Below are 18,788 nucleotides of genomic sequence, written 5' to 3' on the forward strand. Positions count from 1 at the left end.
GTTCTCCAGGGCGCCGTCGCCGCCGCCGTTGGAATCGATCTCGGCCTGGGTGACCGTGTGTTTGGCCGTGTAGCCCCAGGTCTCGCCCACTTCGAGCAGGGCGTCATTGTCGCCCACCACATCAGCGCCGCGCATGATCGAGCCGGCGTCGGCATAGGGATCGGTGACCGTCACGCCGTCCAAGGTGATGTTGCCGGTGTTGGCCACGGTAATGACGTAGCTGATCTGTTCACCGGCTGCGTCGGCGGTTCCTCCGGGGACCGTCGCGTCCTTGGTGATGTTCAGGCTGGGCCGGCGATCGACGGGCACGCTGGCGTCGTCGGTGTCGGGCCCAGTCTGGTTGGAATCGGCCGTGGCCGTGTTCTCCAGGGCGCCGTCGCCGCCGCCGTTGGAATCGATCTCGGCCTGGGTGACCGTGTGTTTGGCCGTGTAGCCCCAGGTCTCGCCCACTTCGAGCAGGGCGTCATTGTCGCCCACCACATCAGCGCCGCGCATGATCGAGCCGGCGTCGGCATAGGGATCGGTGACCGTCACGCCGTCCAAGGTGGTGTTGCCGGTGTTGGCGACGGTGATGACGTAACTGATCTGCTCGCCCGCCGCGTCGGCCGTGCCGCCAGGGACAGTGGCGTCCTTGGTGATGTTGAGGCTGGGCCGCGGGGCGACCGGGACGCTGGCGTCGTCGGTGTCGGGGCCGGTCTGGTTGGAGTCGGCCGTGGCCACATTCTCCAGCAGTCCGTCGCCGCCGCCGTTCGAGTCGAGCTCGGCCTGGGTGACCGTGTGCTTGGCCGTGTAACCCCAGGTTTCGCCGACCTCCAGCAGGCCGTCGTTGTCACCGACGATATCCGCACCGCGCATGATCGAGCCGGCGTCGGCGTAAGGGTCGGTGACCGTCACGCCGTCCAAGGTGGTGTTGCCGGTGTTGGCCACGGTGATGACGTAGCTGATCTGTTCACCGGCCGCATCGGCGGTGCCGCCGGGGACCGTCGCATCCTTGGTGATGTTCAGGCTGGGCCGGCGGTCGACGGGCACGCTGGCGTCGTCGGTGTCGGGTCCGGTCTGGTTGGAGTCGGCCGTGGCCGTGTTTTCCAGCTGCCCATCACCGCCGCCGTTGGAGTCGATCTCGGCTTGCGTGACCGTGTGTTTGGCCGTGTAGCCCCAGGTTTCGCCGACCTCCAGGAGGGCGTCGTTGTCGCCCACGACATCCGCACCGCGCATGATCGAGCCGGCGTCGGCGTAAGGGTCGGTGACCGTCACGCCGTCCAGCGTGGTGTTGCCGGTGTTGGCGACGGTGATGACGTAACTGATCTGCTCGCCCGCCGCGTCGGCGGTGCCGCCAGGGACGGTCGCGTCCTTGGTGATGTTCAGGCTGGGCCGGCGGTCGACGGGCACGCTGGCGTCGTCGGTATCCGGTCCGGTCTGGTTGGAGTCGGCCGTGGCCGTGTTTTCCAGCTGCCCATCACCGCTGCCGTTGGAGTCGATCTCGGCCTGCGTGACCGTGTGCTTGGCCGTGTAGCGCCAGGTTTCACCGACTTCCAGCAGGGCGTCGTTGTCGCCGACCAGGTCAGCGCCGCGCATGATCGAGCCGGCGTCCGCGTAGGGGTCGGTGACGGTGACGCCATCGAGCATCACGTTGCCGGTATTGGCCACGGTGATCGTGTAGCTGATCTGTTCGCCCGCCGCGTCGGCCGTGCCGCCGGGGACGGAAGCGTCCTTGGTGATGTTCAGCGCCGGGTTGCGGGTCAGGGTCACGGTTTCCGGATCGCTGTCCGAGACCGAGATGCCGCTGGCCGACGAGCCCGTGGCCGTGCCGGTGTTGGTGTAGCCGCCGGCCTCGATCTCGGCCTGGGTGAACACGTGCAGCAGGCTGCCGGTCGCCGAGGCGCCGACCGCGAGGTCGTCGGCCTGGCCGTCGCCGTCCTGGTCGGTGAGGCCGGCCAGGACGATCGGGATGTCGTCGGCGGTGTTTCCGGGCGTGCCGTTGTCGTCCACCAGGGTGACGTTCAGCAGCTTGATCGTGCCGGTGTTGGTGACCGTGAAGTTGAACACCTGGGTGTCGCCAGCGTCGTCGCCATTGCCGTCGCCGTCAGTGCGCGTGCCGGCCGTCTTGACCACGTCCACCTGCGGGGGGATCGGCTGGTTGCCGATCTCGACATTGTAGGTCGTGGCCTGGCTGAGAGTGACGGTCTCGAAGGCGCCCGTGGTCTGGGTCCAGCCGTCCTGCAGCACCTCGTCGACCTGCACCGTGCCCAGCGACAGCGGCAGGCCGCCGATCTGGAACGTGCCGTCGGCCTTGGTGACCGTCGAGCGTTCGCCCGCGTCGAGCACGCCGTTCTTGTTTTCGTCGACGAAGATGGTCCAGCCGCCCAGGCCCGCCTCGCCGGCGTCCTTGACCCCGTCGCCGTCGGCGTCGAGGAACTTGACGCCGCTGATGATGGCGGCCTTTTCGGTGTTGAACTCCTCGAAGCCGTCGTCGGCGCCGTAGGCCGTGCCGGGCCGGCCGAATTCGGCGTACATAGTGATGTAGGCGGTGCTCAGGTCAGCGCCGCCGAACAGCGAGACCGGCACATAGAAGATGTAGTCGTCATTGCCGCTGCCCGACGAGAAGGCGTCCATCAGCAGCGTCTTGTCGCCGCCGGCGTCGAGGTCGAAGATTTTGGTGAAGGCCGCGCCCAGTTCCTGCGTACCGGCGTTGAAGTCCGCGCCGACGGCCGCGGCCGACGAATAGTAGATCTTCATCGCGTTCAGAGCGGTCAGCGGATTGGCGTTGGTCTCGTTGAGATCCAGCCGGAATTCCAGGTACTGCACGCCGTTGATCACCCGGATGGGGATCTGGTTGAAGGTCAGGCTGCTGGTCTTGCTCTGGTCGGTGTTCAGCACGCCGTTCGCGTCGGTGTTGAAGCCGTTCTCATTGCCGTCATTGTCGCCGATGGCGAGGAACGGGTCGTAGTTGCCGGTGCCCGAACCGATCGCGTCGCCGCGCGTGATGATCACGCCGTTTACGGTCGTCGAACTGCCTGGTGCGGTGATGTCTATGTCGGCCATGACTTGCTCCCGAACGCTCCGCGCGCGTCCCGTGAGGGCTCGTCCGCGCGATCCAAAACGAAGCCTCGATCACAACGTCGACGGGGGAGACGGATACCGGGTCCGGGGTCGGCGTCGGAGGCGTGCGCGCGGATCGGTGAAGTTTGCGGCCGGTTGTCGGGATGTGGCTTTTCGCCCTTCCCGCCGCCGATCGAAGACATTCCTGGAGCGCGAGGCGCCTACGCGAAGCGAAACAGCGGCTAGCGATCGGCTCAGTTCAGCTTCGCGTCAATCATCCGGCCTTAGCAATGACAAGTCGTCATGCAGAATTCATTATGGTGAATGCCTCAATGGCGGCCGCAATTATGTGATGCGAAGATAATCGTTGAAATTTACTAGGCTTTCGCCAGGGTGGAGCGCCTCGAAAACTCGCTGTGGTCAGAAACGACCGCGCAAGGTGACGCGTATGACCCTGCCGATCGCGTCCTGGTCGTAGCGGCCGTAGCCGGGAGCGGGTCGACCGTCGCCCAGCCTGGCGCGAAGGCGCGCATCCAGCAGGTTCTCGATTTCCAGGCCCAGACGCAGGCCCGAGGCGCGCGGCGTGGTGGCGGCGGCTCCAGTGGACGGGGGCTGTCTGGACGCGGGCGTGGCGAGCATATAGCCGAGCTTGAGGTCGATCCGGGTGAAGTCGGAGACCCGCAGGTCGCTTTGGCCATCGACGCCGGTGTCGCGGCGGGTGCGATAGGCCTGCCGCCACCGCGCGCTGGCGTTCAGCGTCCATTTGTCGCGGCGGGCGTCGAGCGTGGCCGAAAACTCGTTGTGCGCCGTCCCGCCCCCGTCGCCGGCCAGATGGTCCATCACGGGGTAGCCCGCGCGGATCGTGGTCGTCTTCTTCAGCTGCAAGGTGTGGTTCAGCGACGCCCTCAGGCTGGCGGCGCTTGGCGAAGGGGTCTTGCCGCCGAACGGTACATTGAAGTTCACGCCCGAGGCCAGGACCTCCGATCGTGACGACAGCAGGTTGATCGAGCGCTGGTCGATACCGGTCAGCCGCCCGTCGGCGTCCCGCTGGAAGCGTTCGGGAAAGGCCGCTTCGACCGCCGGAGTCACCCCCGGCAGGCTGCTGACGCCGTCGCGGCTGTCGGAGGTGCGGTAGTTGATGTTCCCCGCCAGCCGCCAGGGCGTGAACGGACCTGCCGACAGGCTCAGCGCGAACCGCTCGCTGGTCTGGCCCTTCAGGTTGGGATTGCCGCCGTACATCGGCAGGATCTCGACCGACTGGCCGGTGGCGAAGTCGAACACGACGATGGGGTCGCCGTAATAGGGCGCATCGAAGAGCTGCTGGTCCGACGGCGCGTCGTAGGTTCTCGACCACGAACCGTTCAGCCGCAGCTGCTTGACCGGCGACCACGAGAGCGCGCCGGTCAGGCCCCCTCCTCCGCCCGAGCCGGTCTGCCGGCGCAGGTTGCCGCTTAGGTTCAGCGAGGCGCCGCCAAGGTTGACGCGACCGGCCTCCTCGCCCGGCTGCGGGGCGCGCAGCAACGGGATCGTCAGCCCGCCGCGCATGTCGGCGGTGTCGGCCGTCCGCTCGGTCGAGGTCCCGTCGACGGCGCTGGTCGAGCTGGTCCGCGAGACGCGACCGCTGAGGTCCATGGTCAGCCGGCCGGCCGGCAGGTCGAGCAGGGGCCGGTCGGCCGACAGGTTGAGGGCGATGGTGCGGTTGTCGGTCTTGCGGTCGGTCAGCCCTTCCTGGCTGCCGCGCGAGGCCTGGCCGTCAAGGCCCACGCGTACCGACCAGCCCTTGATCTCGCCGTTGCCGCCGGCGCTGACGGTCACGCCGCGCTGCTGTCCGCGCAGGCGCGCCAGAGTGTCGTCGCGACGCGAGATCGACTGGTCGCTCTGGGCCCGCGCGCTGGCGCTGAACGCGCCCTGCCACTCTCCGAACCGACGATTGACCGACATGTTCGCCGTCACCGAGGTGCTCTCCGGCCTCAGGGTCGCGCCCTGGGCCTGCGGGTTGTCACGCAGGTAGTCCGGACGCTCGTCGGCGCGCAGCGAGGTGTCGCTGCTCAGGCGAACGCCCAGCTGGCTGGTGTTCCCGTTGGCGATCGCCGAGCGCCGAACGTCGGCCATCTGAGACGTGCGGCCGCCGGCCGTCGGGCGCGCATCGGCCAGCTGTCCGTCGCGGCTCTGGAAGTTGCGCTTGAGGACGATGTTGACCACCCGTCGCCCCGGATCGGCGCCGTAGAGCCCGGCGGCCTGCTCGGGCAGCAGCTCGACCCGCGACAGGGCGTCGGGCGGAAAGGTCATGTAGTCGCCGGCGTTCTGCACCCGGCGTCCGTTGACGATCACCACGGGCGGATCGGTCATGCCGTAGGCCGAACTGATGCGATCCAGCGCCTCGCTGATGTCGTAGGCGCCGAGGGCCTCGATGTCGTCGGGGGAGAGTTCGGTCTCGGGCGGCGTCTTCGCCGCGCCACGCCTCGCCTGCACCTCGACGCCGGACAGCCGGACGGCCGCGTCGTCGCCCTCCTCGACCGCGGCGCTCGCCGCGGCGGCGGCCTGCGGCGCGTCGGCAGGCAAGGCGGACATGAGAAGCAGCCAATACATCAAGCGCATCCAGCCGCATCACAGCCGCGAGTTGCAAGCCTCTTATGCACTTTGTTGTAAATAAAAGCGGGGCCGTAATGTGGCCTCAGGTGATCCGGCGCTTCTCCAGCTTGCGCGCCAGGGTCCGGCGATGCATGCCCAGCCGCCGGGCCGTCTCGGAGATGTTGAAGTCGGTCTCGACCAGGGTCTGGTGGATCCGCTCCCATTCCAGGTTCTTGATCGAGGTCGCGCGCTCGCCGATCACCGCGCCGGCGTCGCCCTCGCGCTTGTCGAAGGCGGCCTCGATGTCGTCGGTGTTCGAGGGCTTGGCCAGGTAATGGCAGGCGCCCAGCTTGATGGCCTCGACCGCGGTGGCGATGCTGGCGAAGCCGGTCAGCACCACGATCAGCATCTCCGGATCACGCCCGATCAGCGCCTGCACGCAGGCCAGGCCCGACTCGCCGGCCAGCTTCAGGTCGACCACGGCGTAGCGCGGCGAGAAGGTCTCCAGCGCCACCAGGGCCTCGTCCAGGCCATGCACGTGCACCACCTGATAGCCCCGCCGCTCGAACGACTTCTTGAGCGTGGCGGCGAACTTCTCGTCGTCCTCGACGATGATCAGCTTGCGCTCAGCGGGCATGACGCCTCCCGATCTGCAACGACGCCAGGGGCAGGCTCAGGACCACGCGCGCGCCGCCCTCGGGACGGTTGGCCGCGGCCACCTCGCCGCCCAGCTTGCGCAGCACGTTGACCACCAGGAAGAGGCCTAGACCGCCCCCTGCCCTGCCCTTGGTCGAATTGTAGGGCGTGCCGAGGTTCTCCAGGGTCTCGGCCGTGAAGCCTGGCCCCTGGTCCTCGACCGTGACGACGATCCAGCCGTCGGCGACGTGGGCGCCCATCCGCACCGCGTGGGGCGAGGCGTCCCGCGCGTTGTCGAGCACGTTGTGGATCACCTGCTTGAGCGTCGATTCCGCGACGATCGGCACGACGCCCGAGAGGTCCGGCGCGTAGGTCAGCACCTCGCCGTCGCGGGTGGCGCGCCACTCGTCGACCACCTCGTCGAGGAAGGCGCGCAGGGTGCTGGCGCGCACCTCGCCGCTGCGGGCCTCGCCGGCCGATAGCAGCACGCCGGTGACGATGTCCTTGCAGCGCTTGACCTCGCCACGCATGTCCTCGAGCTCCTGAGCCAGCTCCGGGTGCTTGGCGAACACCTTCATGCGCCGCCAGTCGCCCAGGATGACGTCCAGCGTCGCCAGCGGCGTGCCCAGCTCGTGCGCGGCGCCCGAGGCCAGAAGGCCCATGCGGACGATGTGGGTCTCTTCCGCCGCCCGCTGGCGCAGCTCGGCCAGGTGCGCGTCGTGGCGGCGCAGGTTGCTGTTGATGCGCGAGACGAAGGTCACCAGCAGCACCGCGTCCAGCACGACGCCCATCATCATCCCCATGATGAACAGGCCGAAGAACGCCTGGTCGCTGAGCCCAGTGGCGATCACCGGGCGGTTGGCGGCCACCAGCAGCAGGAAGCAGAAGCTGGTCAGGAACACGATCGCCCAGGTCGCCCAGACCTCGAGCAGAACCACCCCCAGGATCACGTGCAGCAGGTAGAGGGTCGTGAACGGGTTGGTCGCCCCGCCGCTGAAATAGAGCTGGGCCGTCAGGGCCAGGGAATCGAGCGCCAGGGCCAGGAAGAGGTCGTAGGGGCCGATCGGCTTGGCGCTCTTCAGGCGCAGCAGGCTGAAGAGGTTCAGCACCACCAGCGCCGCCAGCACCAGCATCATCGCCGCCAGCGGCAGGTGGAAACCCAGGCTGAAATGCACCGCCAGGATCGTGACCACCTGGCCGACCACGGCGATCCAGCGCAGGTGGATCAGCTGAAGCATGTTCTGGCGGGCGATGGCGTCGGCAGGCCCCGCCGCGTTGTCCGCGGCCCGCGCCCCCGAAAGCCAGCCCGACATGCCGGCGATCAGGATGCGGGCGGTCGGCGTCATGGGGTCTCTTTAACCCGGTTCCGGCGCGCGTCGAGCAGAACATAGACGGCCGCCCCGCCGGTCAGCAGCGCCAGGCCGAACCAGGTGAGCATGTAGACGAGGTGGCTGTTGGGGAACTTCACCACGGTCAGGCCGCCGATCGGCCAGCCGCCGGGATTGGGCGCGGCGTCGGCGTCGACGAAATAGGGCGCGAGGTTCGAAAGCCCCCTCGCCTGCCCGATGGCGGCGACGTCGCGCGAGTACCAGCGGTTCTCGGCCGGAGCGTTGGCGCGCAGGAAACCGCCGTGAGGCTCGGTCAGGCGCAGCAGGCCGACGACGCTCACCGGTCCTTCGACCTGGGCGGCCAGACGCGCAGCCGGCGCGCGGCGCTCGGCCGGGACGAAGCCGCGATTGACCAGGACGTCAAAGCCCCGGTCGGTATGGAGGGGGGTCATGACCCAGAAACCGGGGCCTTCGGTCGTCACGGCCTGGACCAGGGTCTCGCGGTCGTGGGCGAAGCGCCCGGTCAGGCGCAGGCGGCGATAGCCGTCGCTGGCCTGCGAGAGGCCCGCCCAGCGGCCTGGACCAGGCGGCGGGGCGGGCTCTGCGTGGATGCGCTGCTCGACCCGGGCGATCAGGTCGAGCTTCCAGGCCCTGCGCTGGACCTGCCAGCCGCCGAGCGCCAGGAAGATCGCCGTGAAGGCCAGGCAGAGCCCGACCAGGGCGATCGTCCGGGCGGCTCGGCCGCCGGACTTCGTCACGGAACTTCCCGCATGTCGTGCGGCATCGGCGCCATCATGTGGGTGTCGAGGTTGTGCATCACCCACAGCGACCCCGAGAGCGTGATCACCACCACGACCAGGGTGAACACCAGGGCCAGCATGGTCCAGCCGCCTTCCGAACGCGAGTTCATGTGAAGGAAGTAGATCATGTGGACCAGCACCTGGATCACCGCCAGGCCCATGACCGCCAGGGCGGTCATCTGGTGGCTGGGCAGCACGTCGGCCATGACCAGCCAGAACGGGATGGCGGTGAGGATCACCGCCAGCACGAAGCCGATCACATAGTCCTTCAGCGTGCCGTGGGCGCCGCCATCTTCGTGGCCGTGCCCGTGGTCGTCATGCGCTTCGTGCGCGTCGTGGCTGGCCGCGCTCATTTCAGGACTCCGAGCAGGTAGACGAACGAGAAGACGCCGATCCAGATGACGTCGAGGAAGTGCCAGAACATCGACAGGCACATCAGGCGACGCTTCATCTCGACGCCGAGGCCGCGCTTGGCGACCTGGACCATCAGGGTGACCAGCCAGATGCAGCCGAAGGTCACGTGCAGGCCGTGGGTGCCGACGAGCACGAAGAACGACGACAGGAACGCGCTGCGCTGCGGACCGGCGCCCTCATGGATGAGGTGGTTGAACTCGTACAGTTCCAGCGACAGGAACCCGAGACCCAGCAGGCCGGTGACGGCAAGCCAGGCCAGGGTCGGCTTCACCTTCTTGGCCTGGGCCGAGATCATGGCGAAGCCGTAGGTGATCGACGAGAACAGCAGCAGCGCGGTGTTGACCGCCACGATGGGCAGATCGAACAGATCCGCCCCCGAGGGGCCGGCCGCATAGTTGCGGCCGAGCACGGCGTAACAGGCGAAGAGGACCGCGAAGATCAGGCAGTCGCTCATCAGGTAGATCCAGAACCCCAGCAGGGTCCCGTTCTCCGGATGGTGGTCCTCGGTGAGGTAGAAGCGGTCCTTGTCCGCTTCGGTCAGGGCTTGGGCGTGGGCCATGGGTTACGCGAGGCTCCGCAGGGCTTCGGTGCGGGCGTCCTCGACACGGACGACCTCCTCGGCCGGAATGTAGTAGTCACGCTTGAAGTTGAAGGTGTGGATGATCGCCGAGGCCACGAGAGCCACGAACGAGATCACCGCCAGCCACCAGATCTGCCAGATCATCGCGAAGCCGACGACCACCGAGATCCCGGCCAGGACGACGCCCGCGCCGGTGTTCTTCGGCATGTGGATCGGGATGAACCCGGTCGTCGGGCGGACATAGCCGCGCTGCTTCATGTCGTGCCAGGCGTCGATCTCGTGGATGACCGGCGTGAACGCGAAGTTGTAGGCCGGCGGCGGCGACGAGGTCGACCATTCCAGCGTACGGCCGCCCCAGGGGTCGCCCGTCTTGTCGGCGTACTGCTCGCGCTTCATGAAGCCGACGACCATCTGCATCACGAACGAGATGATGCCGAACAGGATCAGCACGGCGCCGAAGGCCGAGATCACGAACCAGATCTGCAGGCTGTGGTCTTCGAAGTGGCTGACGCGGCGCGTCACGCCCATCAGGCCCAGCACGTAGAGCGGCATGAAGGCGAAGAAGAAGCCGATCTGCCAGAACCAGAACGACAGCTTGCCCCAGAACGGATCCAGCTTGAAGCCGAAGGCTTTCGGGAACCAGTACACGATGCCGGCGAACATGCCGAACACCACGCCGCCGATGATCACGTTGTGGAAGTGGGCGATCAGGAACAGCGAGTTATGCAGGACGAAATCGGCGGGCGGGACGGCCAGCAGGACGCCGGTCATGCCGCCGATGACGAAGGTGACCATGAAGCCGACGGTCCACATCATCGGCACTTCGAAGCGGATGCGGCCGCGGTACATCGTGAACAGCCAGTTGAAGATCTTCGCCCCTGTCGGGATCGAGATGATCATCGTCGTGATCCCGAAGAACGAGTTCACGCTGGCGCCCGAGCCCATGGTGAAGAAGTGGTGCAGCCACACGATGTACGACAGGATCGTGATGACGACCGTGGCGTAGACCATCGAGCTGTAACCGAACAGGCGCTTGCTGCAGAAGGTCGAGACGACTTCCGAGAACACGCCGAAGGCCGGCAGCACCAGGATGTAGACCTCGGGGTGACCCCAGATCCAGATGAGGTTCACGTACATCATCGGGTTGCCGCCGAAGTCGTTCGTGAAGAAGTTGGTGCCGAGGTAGCGGTCAGACGACAGCAGGGCCAGGACGGCGGTCAGGATCGGGAAGCTGGCGACGATCAGGACGTTGCTGCACAGCGAGGTCCAGGTGAACACCGGCATCTTCATCAGGCTCATGCCCGGGGCGCGCATCTTCACGATCGTGACGATCAGGTTGATGCCCGACAGGGTGGTGCCCACGCCCGCGATCTGCAGTGACCAGATGTAGTAGTCGACCCCTACGTCTGGACTGTACGCCAACCCAGACAGTGGCGGGTAAGCGAGCCAGCCGGTGCGGGCGAACTCGCCGACGAACAGCGACAGCATCACCGTGATGGCGCCGCCGACCGTCATCCAGAAGCTGAAGTTGTTCAGGAACGGGAAGGCCACGTCGCGGGCGCCGATCTGCAGCGGCACGACGAGGTTCATCAGGCCGGTGATCAGCGGCATCGCCACGAAGAAGATCATGATCACGCCGTGGGCGGTGAAGACCTGGTCGTAGTGGTGCGGCGGCAGGTAGCCGGCCGCGTCGCCGAAGGCGATGGCCTGCTGGGCGCGCATCATCAGGGCGTCGGCGAAGCCGCGTAGCAGCATGATGATGGCCAGGATGATGTACATCACCCCGATCTTCTTGTGGTCGACGCTGGTCAGCCACTCACGCCACAGGTAGCCCCAGACCTTGAAGTAGGTCAGGGCGGCCAGGACGGTGATCCCACCCAGGGCGACCATGGCGAACGTGCCGATCAGGATCGGTTCGTGAAGGGGGATGGCGTCCCATGTGAGACGGCCGAAGATCGTTTTTACGAGGTCCGGGGACATGAATGATCTCTAGGCTTGATCAGCGCGCTTCGGCGGGCGCGGACTTGGGGGCGCAGAGCGCGGCGATGAACGAGCGGATGCCGCCCTCCCCGCGCCGGGTCCGCTTGTCGTATTCGAGCGTGGTGACGTTGTAGACGCCCTCCATGCCCAGGCCGCCCGACTTGTCGATGGCCATCATGTCGTGCTGGCACATCTTGCCCGGCTCGACGCAGCGGTTGACCGCCTTGTCGAACAGGCCGGCCTCGACCGAAGCGAAGCGCTGGGGAGGAACCTTCTCGCTGGGCTTCTCGAGCACCAGGTAGCGGGTCCCGTCGAGGCGGTCGTTGCTCTTGCGAACGTCGTCAGCCCACTTCTGGAATTCCGCGTTGCTCATACCGTGGAACTTGAAGCGCATGTGCGAGAAGCCCTCGCCGCTGTAGTTGGCCGAGAAGCCGTCATAGACGCCCGGCTTGTTGATCACGGCGTGCAGCTTCGTGCGCATGCCCGGCATGGCGTAGATCTGGCCGGCCAGGGCGGGCACGTAGAACGAGTTCATCACCGACGAGGCGGTCAGGTCGAAGTCGATCGGGGTGTCGACCGGCGCAGCCAGTTCGTTGACCGTGGCGATGCCCAGTTCCGGGTAGATGAACATCCACTTCCAGTCGAGGGCGACGACCTGCACCTTCAGCGGCTTGACGCCTTCGGCGGTGCGGCCCGGGGCCAGGCGGTCGAGCGGACGGTACGGGTCCAGCAGGTGGGTGCTGGTCCAGGTCACCGCGCCCAGGATCATGATGATCACCAGCGGGGCGGCCCAGATCACGATCTCGAGCTTGGTCGAGTGGTGCCAGTCGGGATCGTACTTGGCCGCCTTGTTGGACTGCCGGTACTTCCAGGCGAAGAACAGGGTGAGGAAGATCACCGGCACGATGATGATCAGCATCAGCACGGTGGACAGGATGATCAGGTCGCGCTGCTGCGCGGCGATATCACCCGACGGATTCATCACCACCCAGTCGCAGCCGCTCAGCAGGAGCAGCACGGGCAACAGGGCGAGCTTCTTGAAGGAACTCGGTGTCATGAGGGACCTGGACTACGGACGTTGGCGGCGCCGTTAAGCCAGTCCGCCAGTGCGTGACATTGGACCATTTGTCCTAGGGGCAGCCTTAGCACACGAAGCCGTGTTCTCCGAGCGGAGCCGAAGAGGCCTCAAGACGTTTGCCAGAAAGGGTCAGTTGGTCCCATGCTCGGACTCAAGACCGTCGGAAAGGCGGCTTGAAAAGAGTTTGGGACGAAAACAACAGGAACAAGGCGCGTAGCTGCATGAACCAGGATTTTGCAATTCCGACGTCATCGGGCCTAGAGCGCGACGCACGGCGATTGCACGCTGATCACAAGGGCGTGCGCCCCGGCGAGATCGCCATCGGCGTGATCATCGGGCGGACCTCGGAATTCTTCGACTTTTTCGTCTACGCCATCGCTTCGGTGCTGGTGTTCCCGCAGCTCTTCTTCCCCTTCGTCGACCGATTGACGGGGGTGCTCTGCTCCTTCGCCATCTTCTCGCTGGCCTTCGTGGCCCGACCGATCGGCTCGGCGATCTTCGGGGCCATCGACCGCAACTATGGTCGCGGCGTGAAGCTGACCATCGCCCTCTTCCTGCTGGGCGGCTCGACCGCGGCCATCAGCTTCCTGCCCGGCTACGCCGTGGCCGGTCCGCTGGCCATCTGGGCGCTGGCGGCCTTCCGCATCGGCCAGGGCCTGGCGCTGGCCGGCGCCTGGGACGGCATGGCCTCTCTGCTGGCGCTGAACGCGCCTGAAAAGAAGCGCGGCTGGTACGCCATGATCCCGCAGTTGGGCGCGCCCTTCGGCTTCATGCTGGCCAGCGGCCTGTTCGCCTATTTCGTCGCCAGCCTGGGCTCGGCCGACTTCCTCGACTGGGGCTGGCGCTATCCGTTCTTCGCGGCCTTCGCCATCAACGTGGTGGCCCTGTTCGCCCGTCTGCGCATCGTCGCCACCGAGGAGTTCGGCAAGCTGTTCGAGAAGGGCCAGCTCAGCCCCGTTCCGATCACCAGCCTGCTGAAGGCGCAAGGCGGCAACGTGCTGATCGGCGCCTTCGCGCCGCTCGCCACCTTCGCCATGTTCCACCTGGTCACCGTCTTTCCGCTCTCGTGGGTCAGCCTGCATGACGACGGCGGCGAGGCGCTGAACTTCCTGCGCATCGAACTGGCCGGCGCGCTGGTCGGCGTGGTGGGCATCATGGTCTCGGGCTGGATCGCCGACCGCATCAGCCGCCAGAACCAGCTGGCCCTGTCGGCGGTGCTGATCGGCATCTTCAGCCTGGCCGCGCCCTGGCTGCTCGACGCCGGCAGCGTGGGCCAGACCATCTACGTGGTGGCGGGCTTCGCCATCCTGGGCCTGTCGTTCGGCCAGGCCTCGGGCGCGGTCAGTTCGGGCTTCCTGCGCCACTACCGCTATACCGGCTCGGCCGTGGTTTCCGACCTGTCGTGGCTGGTCGGCGCCGGCTTCGCGCCGCTCGCCGCCCTGGCCCTGGCCAGCTACTGGGGCCTTCCGGCCATCGGCCTCTACCTGGCCTCGGGCGCCGTGGCGACCCTGATCGCCCTCAGCCTCGACCGCCGTCGCCGCCTGCGCGCCAAGGCCAAGGCCGGCGCCTGACCAAGACCGTCTCCCCGCGTCGCCTCAGGCGACGCGGGTCCAGACCTGGGTCTTGCAGAGAAAGTTGCCCAGCACGCAGCCCTTGGCCCGCAGCTTGCCGGCGTCCAGCACCAGCACCCGGCCCGAGAACGTCATGTTGACGTCCGGCGCGAAGACCTTGCCGCGCCACTCGCCCTTGTCGCCGGGCGTGAAGTCCCTCAGCAGTTGCCGCCCCAGCAGTTCGCCGCCGGAGCCCTTGCGCGCGTCGGTACGGGCCTCTTCATTGGCCCAGACCACATAGCCGCAGACCTCCGGTCCGCACGGCTTGATCTCCACATGGACGCTGTCCTTGGGATTGCGCCAGACGCCGTAGATGCCGTCGGTCGCCGGCGCCTGCGCCGTGGCCAGGCCAGGACCGGCAGCCGCGATCGCCAGCGCCAACACAGCTGGAGCAGACCACCAGATCCCGCCCTTCCCTCGCGCTGACGACGACATGAACAGAGCCTCCCCCGACTTCGGCGACGACGATCGCCCGGTTTCCGGCGGCGAAGGTCAGCCGCCGGTCGCGCGGCGTCAAGTCGGGCGAGATGGTCAGAAGTTCAGCGTGCCCCAGAAGGTGCAGGCGTTGGGCGTGCCGGGCAGCGTGGCCGGCGCGGTCGACGGGACCACCAGGGACGACGTTGTCAGGCCGGTCGAGGTGAAGCTGCCCGAGCAGGCGCCGAGGATCGTGGTGACCCCGACGCCCGATACGGTGACCGTGCCCGGAGCCGATATCGTGACGCTCCACGGAAAACCGCTCGGCGTCACCAACCATCCGCACTGCCAGTCGCCGGCAGAAAACGACCCGCCGGTGATCACCGCCGATGTCCCGCTCGGCGCGACGATCGCGCGGAGTTGGACGACGCAGGCGACATCCACCGTCTGATGCATCTGCAGCGTGCCGGTGACCGCCACTTGGGCGTCCGCCTGGCCAGGGACCGCGACGATGCTCGCCAGGGCCATCGCCGTAAGCGCTAGACCGCCTTTCAGCATGAAGGCCTCCAAGGAAGGCGCCGCAGCGGCCGATGGCCGGATGCGGCCGTGTTTCCATAAGAAACGCCGGGAGTCCGCAAGGACTCCCGGCGAGAAGAGGGGAAAGGATCTAGGTCCGCTCCCGCGGCTCTTACGAGACCGTCAGCGAGGGGCTGCTGGTCAGGGTGCCGGTGATCGAGCAGGTGCCCGGCGAGCCCGGGATGGTGGCGCCCGAGAAGGTCACGCCGCCGCTCCAGTTGGTGGTGATCGAACCGGCGCAGTTGCCCAGGATCGAGTTGGCGCCGATGCCGCTGATGGTGATCGACGAACCACCGTTGAGCGTGACGCTCCACGGGAAGCTGCTCGGCGTCACCAGCCAGCCGCACTGCCAGTCGCCGGCGGCGAAAGAACCGCCGGTGATCGAGGCGCTGCTGCCGTCGGAGGCGGTCGTGCCGGTCAGGGTCACGGCGCACTCGACGGTCGTCGATTGGCTCATGGTCAGGTCGCCGCTGAGGGTGAAGCCCGTGCCGGCCGGGGTGATCGTGGCGGCCGAGGCGGAGCCAGCGGCGGCGAAGCCGGCGGTGGCCAGAATGGCGGCGGCGAGAACAGAAGCGCTCTTCAACATGACGTCTCCTCCTACGTTTATTTTTTCAACCTCTCATTGGAGGTCGAGCTACATGCAACTATCAATCGTGTAAGGAGTCAAACCAAAAATACATAAAATTCAAATACTTGCTACACATTGACGACGTCTCGCGACGCATCCCGCAGGGAAGCGCCGAAAAGGTCGCCGCCCCGGTTTCCCGAGGCGGCGAGTCACCGAGATCGCGCGCTAGAAGCGCTTGGAAACGCTGACCGCGACGAGGCGCGGATCTAGCGTGAAGACGTTGGTGGTCAGGCCCGTGTCGTCGCTGTTGGTGAAGGCGTCGGTGATCGGCGTCTTGTCGAACAGGTTCTTGACATAGGCCTGGATGACGAGGCCGTCGGCCGGACGCTCCAGCGTCGCCGAGATGTTGACGTTGTCCCACGACTTCAGGCGGTCGTAGGTGGTGTTGTAGACCCGGGCGTAGCTGGAGCCCTGGTAGTAGTAGTCACCGCGCAGGGTCAGCGCCCAGTCGTCGCGATGGAAGGTGTATTGGGCGCCGACATTGGCGGTCCAGTTGGGCGCGTTGGGCAGCTCGTTGCCGCTGAGGTCGGCCTCGAAGCCGCGCCCGCCGTTGGGCGCCTCGGTCAGCGGATTGTAGGTGAACCCGAAGAACTGAGGCAGATAAAGCGGCAGCTGCGAGGGGAACTGCGGGTTGAAGGAGCCCGTGCGCAGCGAACCGCCGCACAGGGCCTGCAAGCCCAGCATCGTCTGTTCCTGAGGCTTGTTGGCGGAGAGAATTCTCTGCACGTGCCTGGTCGGGGCGATGCAGTTCGACGGCACCTGCAGCCACGGCCTCAGGACGGTCCACTCGTCATTGCCCTGGGTGCGATCCATCACGTCGATGGACTTCTCGCCCTTGCCGATCTTGGTGTTGAGGTAGCCCAGATTGGCGTCGAGGCGGAAGTCGCGGGTCGGCTTGAACACCGCCTCGAACTCCAGGCCCCAGGTCCGGGAGTCGAAGTTCTCATTCAGCGAGATCCGGTCGACGATCTGCGAGACCTGGTAGTCGGTATAGTCGTAGTAGAACGCCGTGGCGTTCAGGCGCAGCTTACCGCCGGCCAGGGTGTTCTTGGCCCCGATCTCGAAGGCGTTGACGTATTCAGGCGCGAAGGTCTCGGCCAGCGGCTGATACTGGAGGACCGTGGGGTTGATATCGACCCGCGGCGGGTTGGCGCCGCCGCCCTTGTAGCCGCGCGAGTACGAGGCGTAGACCATGGTCTCGTCGGTGAAGCTGACGGTCGGCTTCCAGTCGACCACCAAGCGGCCGGTCAGGGCGTCCCACTGCTGGTCGATGTCCGGCAGGGCCGGATAGCCGCGGCTGACATAGCCGCCCGACGACGGACCTGGATTGCCGCGGTCGGCGCCCAGCAGCAGCTGGCTCGGATAGGGCGTGCTGACCTTGCGGTCGTCGGTGTAGCGCAGGCCCGCGGTCACGCGCCAGGTGGGCGTGAGGTCGTAGTAGGCCTCGCCGAACACGCCCCACGAGCGGGTGTGGATCTGGTTCTTGCTGCGGAAGTAGTTGTGGCCGTCGCCCGCCAGCTGATCCAGCGGCGTCGGGTCGACGTAGATGCATTCCTTGGTGGTCTGGGGCGTGCAGAGCTGCGTGCGCCGCCCCATGTTCGTCACACCGGGCACGACTAGGTCGTTGTAATAATACTCGGCCAGGAACGTGAACAGGTTGTTGAAGACGAAGTAGTCGTCGTTCGACTTGAAGTCGATGTAGTTGGCGCCGAGACTGAAGTTGAACCGCCCTTCATAGCTCGACTGCAGGCGAAGCTCCTGCGTCCACTGGCGGTTGTCGGAGCGCGACAGGTCGGCCGAGACCATCCGGTTGGACCGCCCCAGTTGCGGGTCGGTGTAGTAACCGCCCGGCGTCGGCGTGTTCGGATTGATGATCGGCTGGTTCAGCGTGTTGAACAGGCCGTCCGAGTTGCTGAAGATCGGGTTCGAGACGAAACGGTTGTAGTCCTGCGACGAATAGTAGTCGTCCTTGGCGTAGGCCGTCTGCGAGATGAGCTTCAGGTTGTCGCTCAGGTCGAATTCCATGTTGAACTGGAAGACGTCGTTCTTCACCCGGAAAATGGGATCGTAGCTGGTGGCGATCTCGCGCAGGTCCCGCGACTGGGTCAGGCCGGCATAGGGATCGGTGCCCAGCGGCACAGCGTTGACGGTCTGGCCGGCGGCGTTGCGGCCATAGGACAGCGAAGCCAGGAAGACGTGGGCGAAGGCCCCGCCGTTGGGCACGCCGTAGGCGGCGTCGTCATAGAGCGATCCGGGCAGGCAGCCCTGGCTCAGGCGGTTGCGGACCAGTTGCGAGGTGATGGCCACGCTGCCGACCTGGGTAGGGCCCGGATCGTTGGTGCACAGCTGCTTGCCGGTGCGCGAGCGCTGGTCGTCCTCCTCGAAGTGCTCCCAGATGAAATTGGTGCGGAAGCGGCTGGTCGGCTCCCAGGCGGCCGACAGGCGCGTCGACCACAGGTCGCGGTTGTTGACCTTGGTCTCGTTGAAGGTGTTGTAGTCGAACCCGTCGCGCTGGGTGGCGGAACCAGCCAGGCGCAGGGCGAAGGTCTCGCCCACGGGCACGTTGACCACGGCCTGCATGCGGCGGCTGTCGTAGTTGCCGACCTCGCCCTTGATGAAGCCTTCGAAATCCCGGCCCGGCAGGTTCGGGATCATGTTGACGACGCCGCCGGTGGCGTTGCGGCCATAGAGCGTGCCCTGCGGCCCGCGCAGCACTTCGACGCGCTGCACGTCAAGGTACTCCTGCTCGAACAGGCGGTTGCGGATCAGCGGCGTGGAGTTGAAGCTGACGGCCACGGCGGGGTCGCTGCTGGCCGAGATCGCCTTGGTCCCGACCCCGCGGATCGAGAAGTTGTACATGCTGAAGTTGGCCTTCGAGAACGACACGTTGGGCACGGCCCGCATCAGTTCCGAACCGCCCTCGATCTTCAGCTCGTTCAGGCTCTCCGACGACAGCGCCGACACGGCGATCGGTACGTCCTGGATCGACTCCGAACGCTTCTGGGCCGTAACGATGATGTCTTCGACTTGCGTCACTTCCTGCGCGAAGGCCTGGCCCGCCCCGGCGGCGAGCGCGAAAATCGACGCAGTGACAGCCAGACGCGCGCGAGCGCGGGCTGATGAAGCCATGCCCT

The 18,788-nt window shown here is 66.6% G+C and carries 14 protein-coding genes; 2 read left to right on the plus strand and 12 right to left on the minus strand.

Annotated features, from left to right (window positions below; all coding sequences use genetic code 11):
• From SGCZBJ_RS06800 to cyoA, 9 genes are all read right to left on the minus strand, one after another.
• Positions 1–3,042 (minus strand): beta strand repeat-containing protein (locus SGCZBJ_RS06800; protein ID WP_117590372.1); only part of this gene is annotated, 3,042 nt, incomplete at its 3' end.
• Between the two features lie 417 nt (positions 3,043–3,459).
• Positions 3,460–5,610, minus strand: a complete 2,151-nt coding sequence (locus tag SGCZBJ_RS06805) for a TonB-dependent receptor plug domain-containing protein (RefSeq protein WP_133149205.1) — start codon at positions 5,608–5,610, stop codon at positions 3,460–3,462.
• A gap of 103 nt (positions 5,611–5,713) precedes the next feature.
• Positions 5,714–6,247 carry a response regulator transcription factor gene (locus SGCZBJ_RS06810; protein WP_101717274.1) on the minus strand — a complete coding sequence of 178 codons (534 nt, stop codon included), beginning with the start codon at positions 6,245–6,247 and terminating at the stop codon, positions 5,714–5,716.
• Positions 6,237–7,592, minus strand: coding sequence for an ATP-binding protein (locus SGCZBJ_RS06815; protein WP_101717275.1), 1,356 nt, complete (start codon positions 7,590–7,592; stop codon positions 6,237–6,239). Before SGCZBJ_RS06815 ends, SGCZBJ_RS06810 begins: the two co-directional genes overlap by 11 nt.
• The gene (locus tag SGCZBJ_RS06820) at positions 7,589–8,332 is read right to left on the minus strand and encodes an SURF1 family protein (RefSeq protein WP_205685334.1); all 744 of its coding nucleotides are present in this window, start codon (positions 8,330–8,332) and stop codon (positions 7,589–7,591) included. The genes SGCZBJ_RS06815 and SGCZBJ_RS06820 overlap by 4 nt, the downstream gene beginning before the upstream one ends.
• Positions 8,329–8,727, minus strand: coding sequence for a cytochrome o ubiquinol oxidase subunit IV (gene cyoD, locus SGCZBJ_RS06825; RefSeq protein WP_101717276.1), 399 nt, complete (start codon positions 8,725–8,727; stop codon positions 8,329–8,331). The genes SGCZBJ_RS06820 and cyoD overlap by 4 nt, the downstream gene beginning before the upstream one ends.
• Positions 8,724–9,347 (minus strand): cytochrome o ubiquinol oxidase subunit III, encoded by a 624-nt coding sequence (cyoC, locus tag SGCZBJ_RS06830; protein ID WP_101717277.1) that lies wholly within the window; start codon positions 9,345–9,347, stop codon positions 8,724–8,726. Before cyoC ends, cyoD begins: the two co-directional genes overlap by 4 nt.
• Positions 9,348–9,350: 3 nt before the next feature.
• A complete protein-coding gene (cyoB, locus tag SGCZBJ_RS06835; RefSeq protein ID WP_101717278.1) occupies positions 9,351–11,348 on the minus strand; it encodes a cytochrome o ubiquinol oxidase subunit I in 1,998 nt (665 codons plus the stop codon).
• A 19-nt stretch (positions 11,349–11,367) separates the two neighbouring features.
• A complete protein-coding gene (cyoA, locus tag SGCZBJ_RS06840; protein WP_101717279.1) occupies positions 11,368–12,405 on the minus strand; it encodes a ubiquinol oxidase subunit II in 1,038 nt (345 codons plus the stop codon).
• Between the two features lie 242 nt (positions 12,406–12,647).
• On the opposite strand from cyoA, the gene SGCZBJ_RS06845 reads away from it, so the two are divergent.
• Positions 12,648–13,997, plus strand: coding sequence for an MFS transporter (locus tag SGCZBJ_RS06845; protein ID WP_101717280.1), 1,350 nt, complete (start codon positions 12,648–12,650; stop codon positions 13,995–13,997).
• 24 nt (positions 13,998–14,021) lie between these two features.
• On the opposite strand, the gene SGCZBJ_RS06850 is transcribed toward SGCZBJ_RS06845, so the two are convergent.
• Positions 14,022–14,471 (minus strand): DUF2147 domain-containing protein, encoded by a 450-nt coding sequence (locus SGCZBJ_RS06850; RefSeq protein ID WP_101717281.1) that lies wholly within the window; start codon positions 14,469–14,471, stop codon positions 14,022–14,024.
• Here SGCZBJ_RS06850 and SGCZBJ_RS25835 point away from each other — a divergent pair.
• Positions 14,470–14,901, plus strand: coding sequence for a hypothetical protein (locus SGCZBJ_RS25835; protein WP_205685335.1), 432 nt, complete (start codon positions 14,470–14,472; stop codon positions 14,899–14,901). The genes SGCZBJ_RS06850 and SGCZBJ_RS25835 overlap by 2 nt on opposite strands.
• 237 nt (positions 14,902–15,138) lie before the next feature.
• On the opposite strand, the gene SGCZBJ_RS06860 is transcribed toward SGCZBJ_RS25835, so the two are convergent.
• A complete protein-coding gene (locus SGCZBJ_RS06860; protein WP_101717283.1) occupies positions 15,139–15,612 on the minus strand; it encodes a protein activator of alkane oxidation PraB in 474 nt (157 codons plus the stop codon).
• Between the two features lie 207 nt (positions 15,613–15,819).
• Positions 15,820–18,783 (minus strand): TonB-dependent receptor, encoded by a 2,964-nt coding sequence (locus SGCZBJ_RS06865; protein ID WP_101717284.1) that lies wholly within the window; start codon positions 18,781–18,783, stop codon positions 15,820–15,822.
• Between the last annotated feature and the right edge of the window lie 5 nt (positions 18,784–18,788).

It is taken from the genome of Caulobacter zeae (genome assembly GCF_002858925.1).
Classification (GTDB): domain Bacteria; phylum Pseudomonadota; class Alphaproteobacteria; order Caulobacterales; family Caulobacteraceae; genus Caulobacter; species Caulobacter zeae.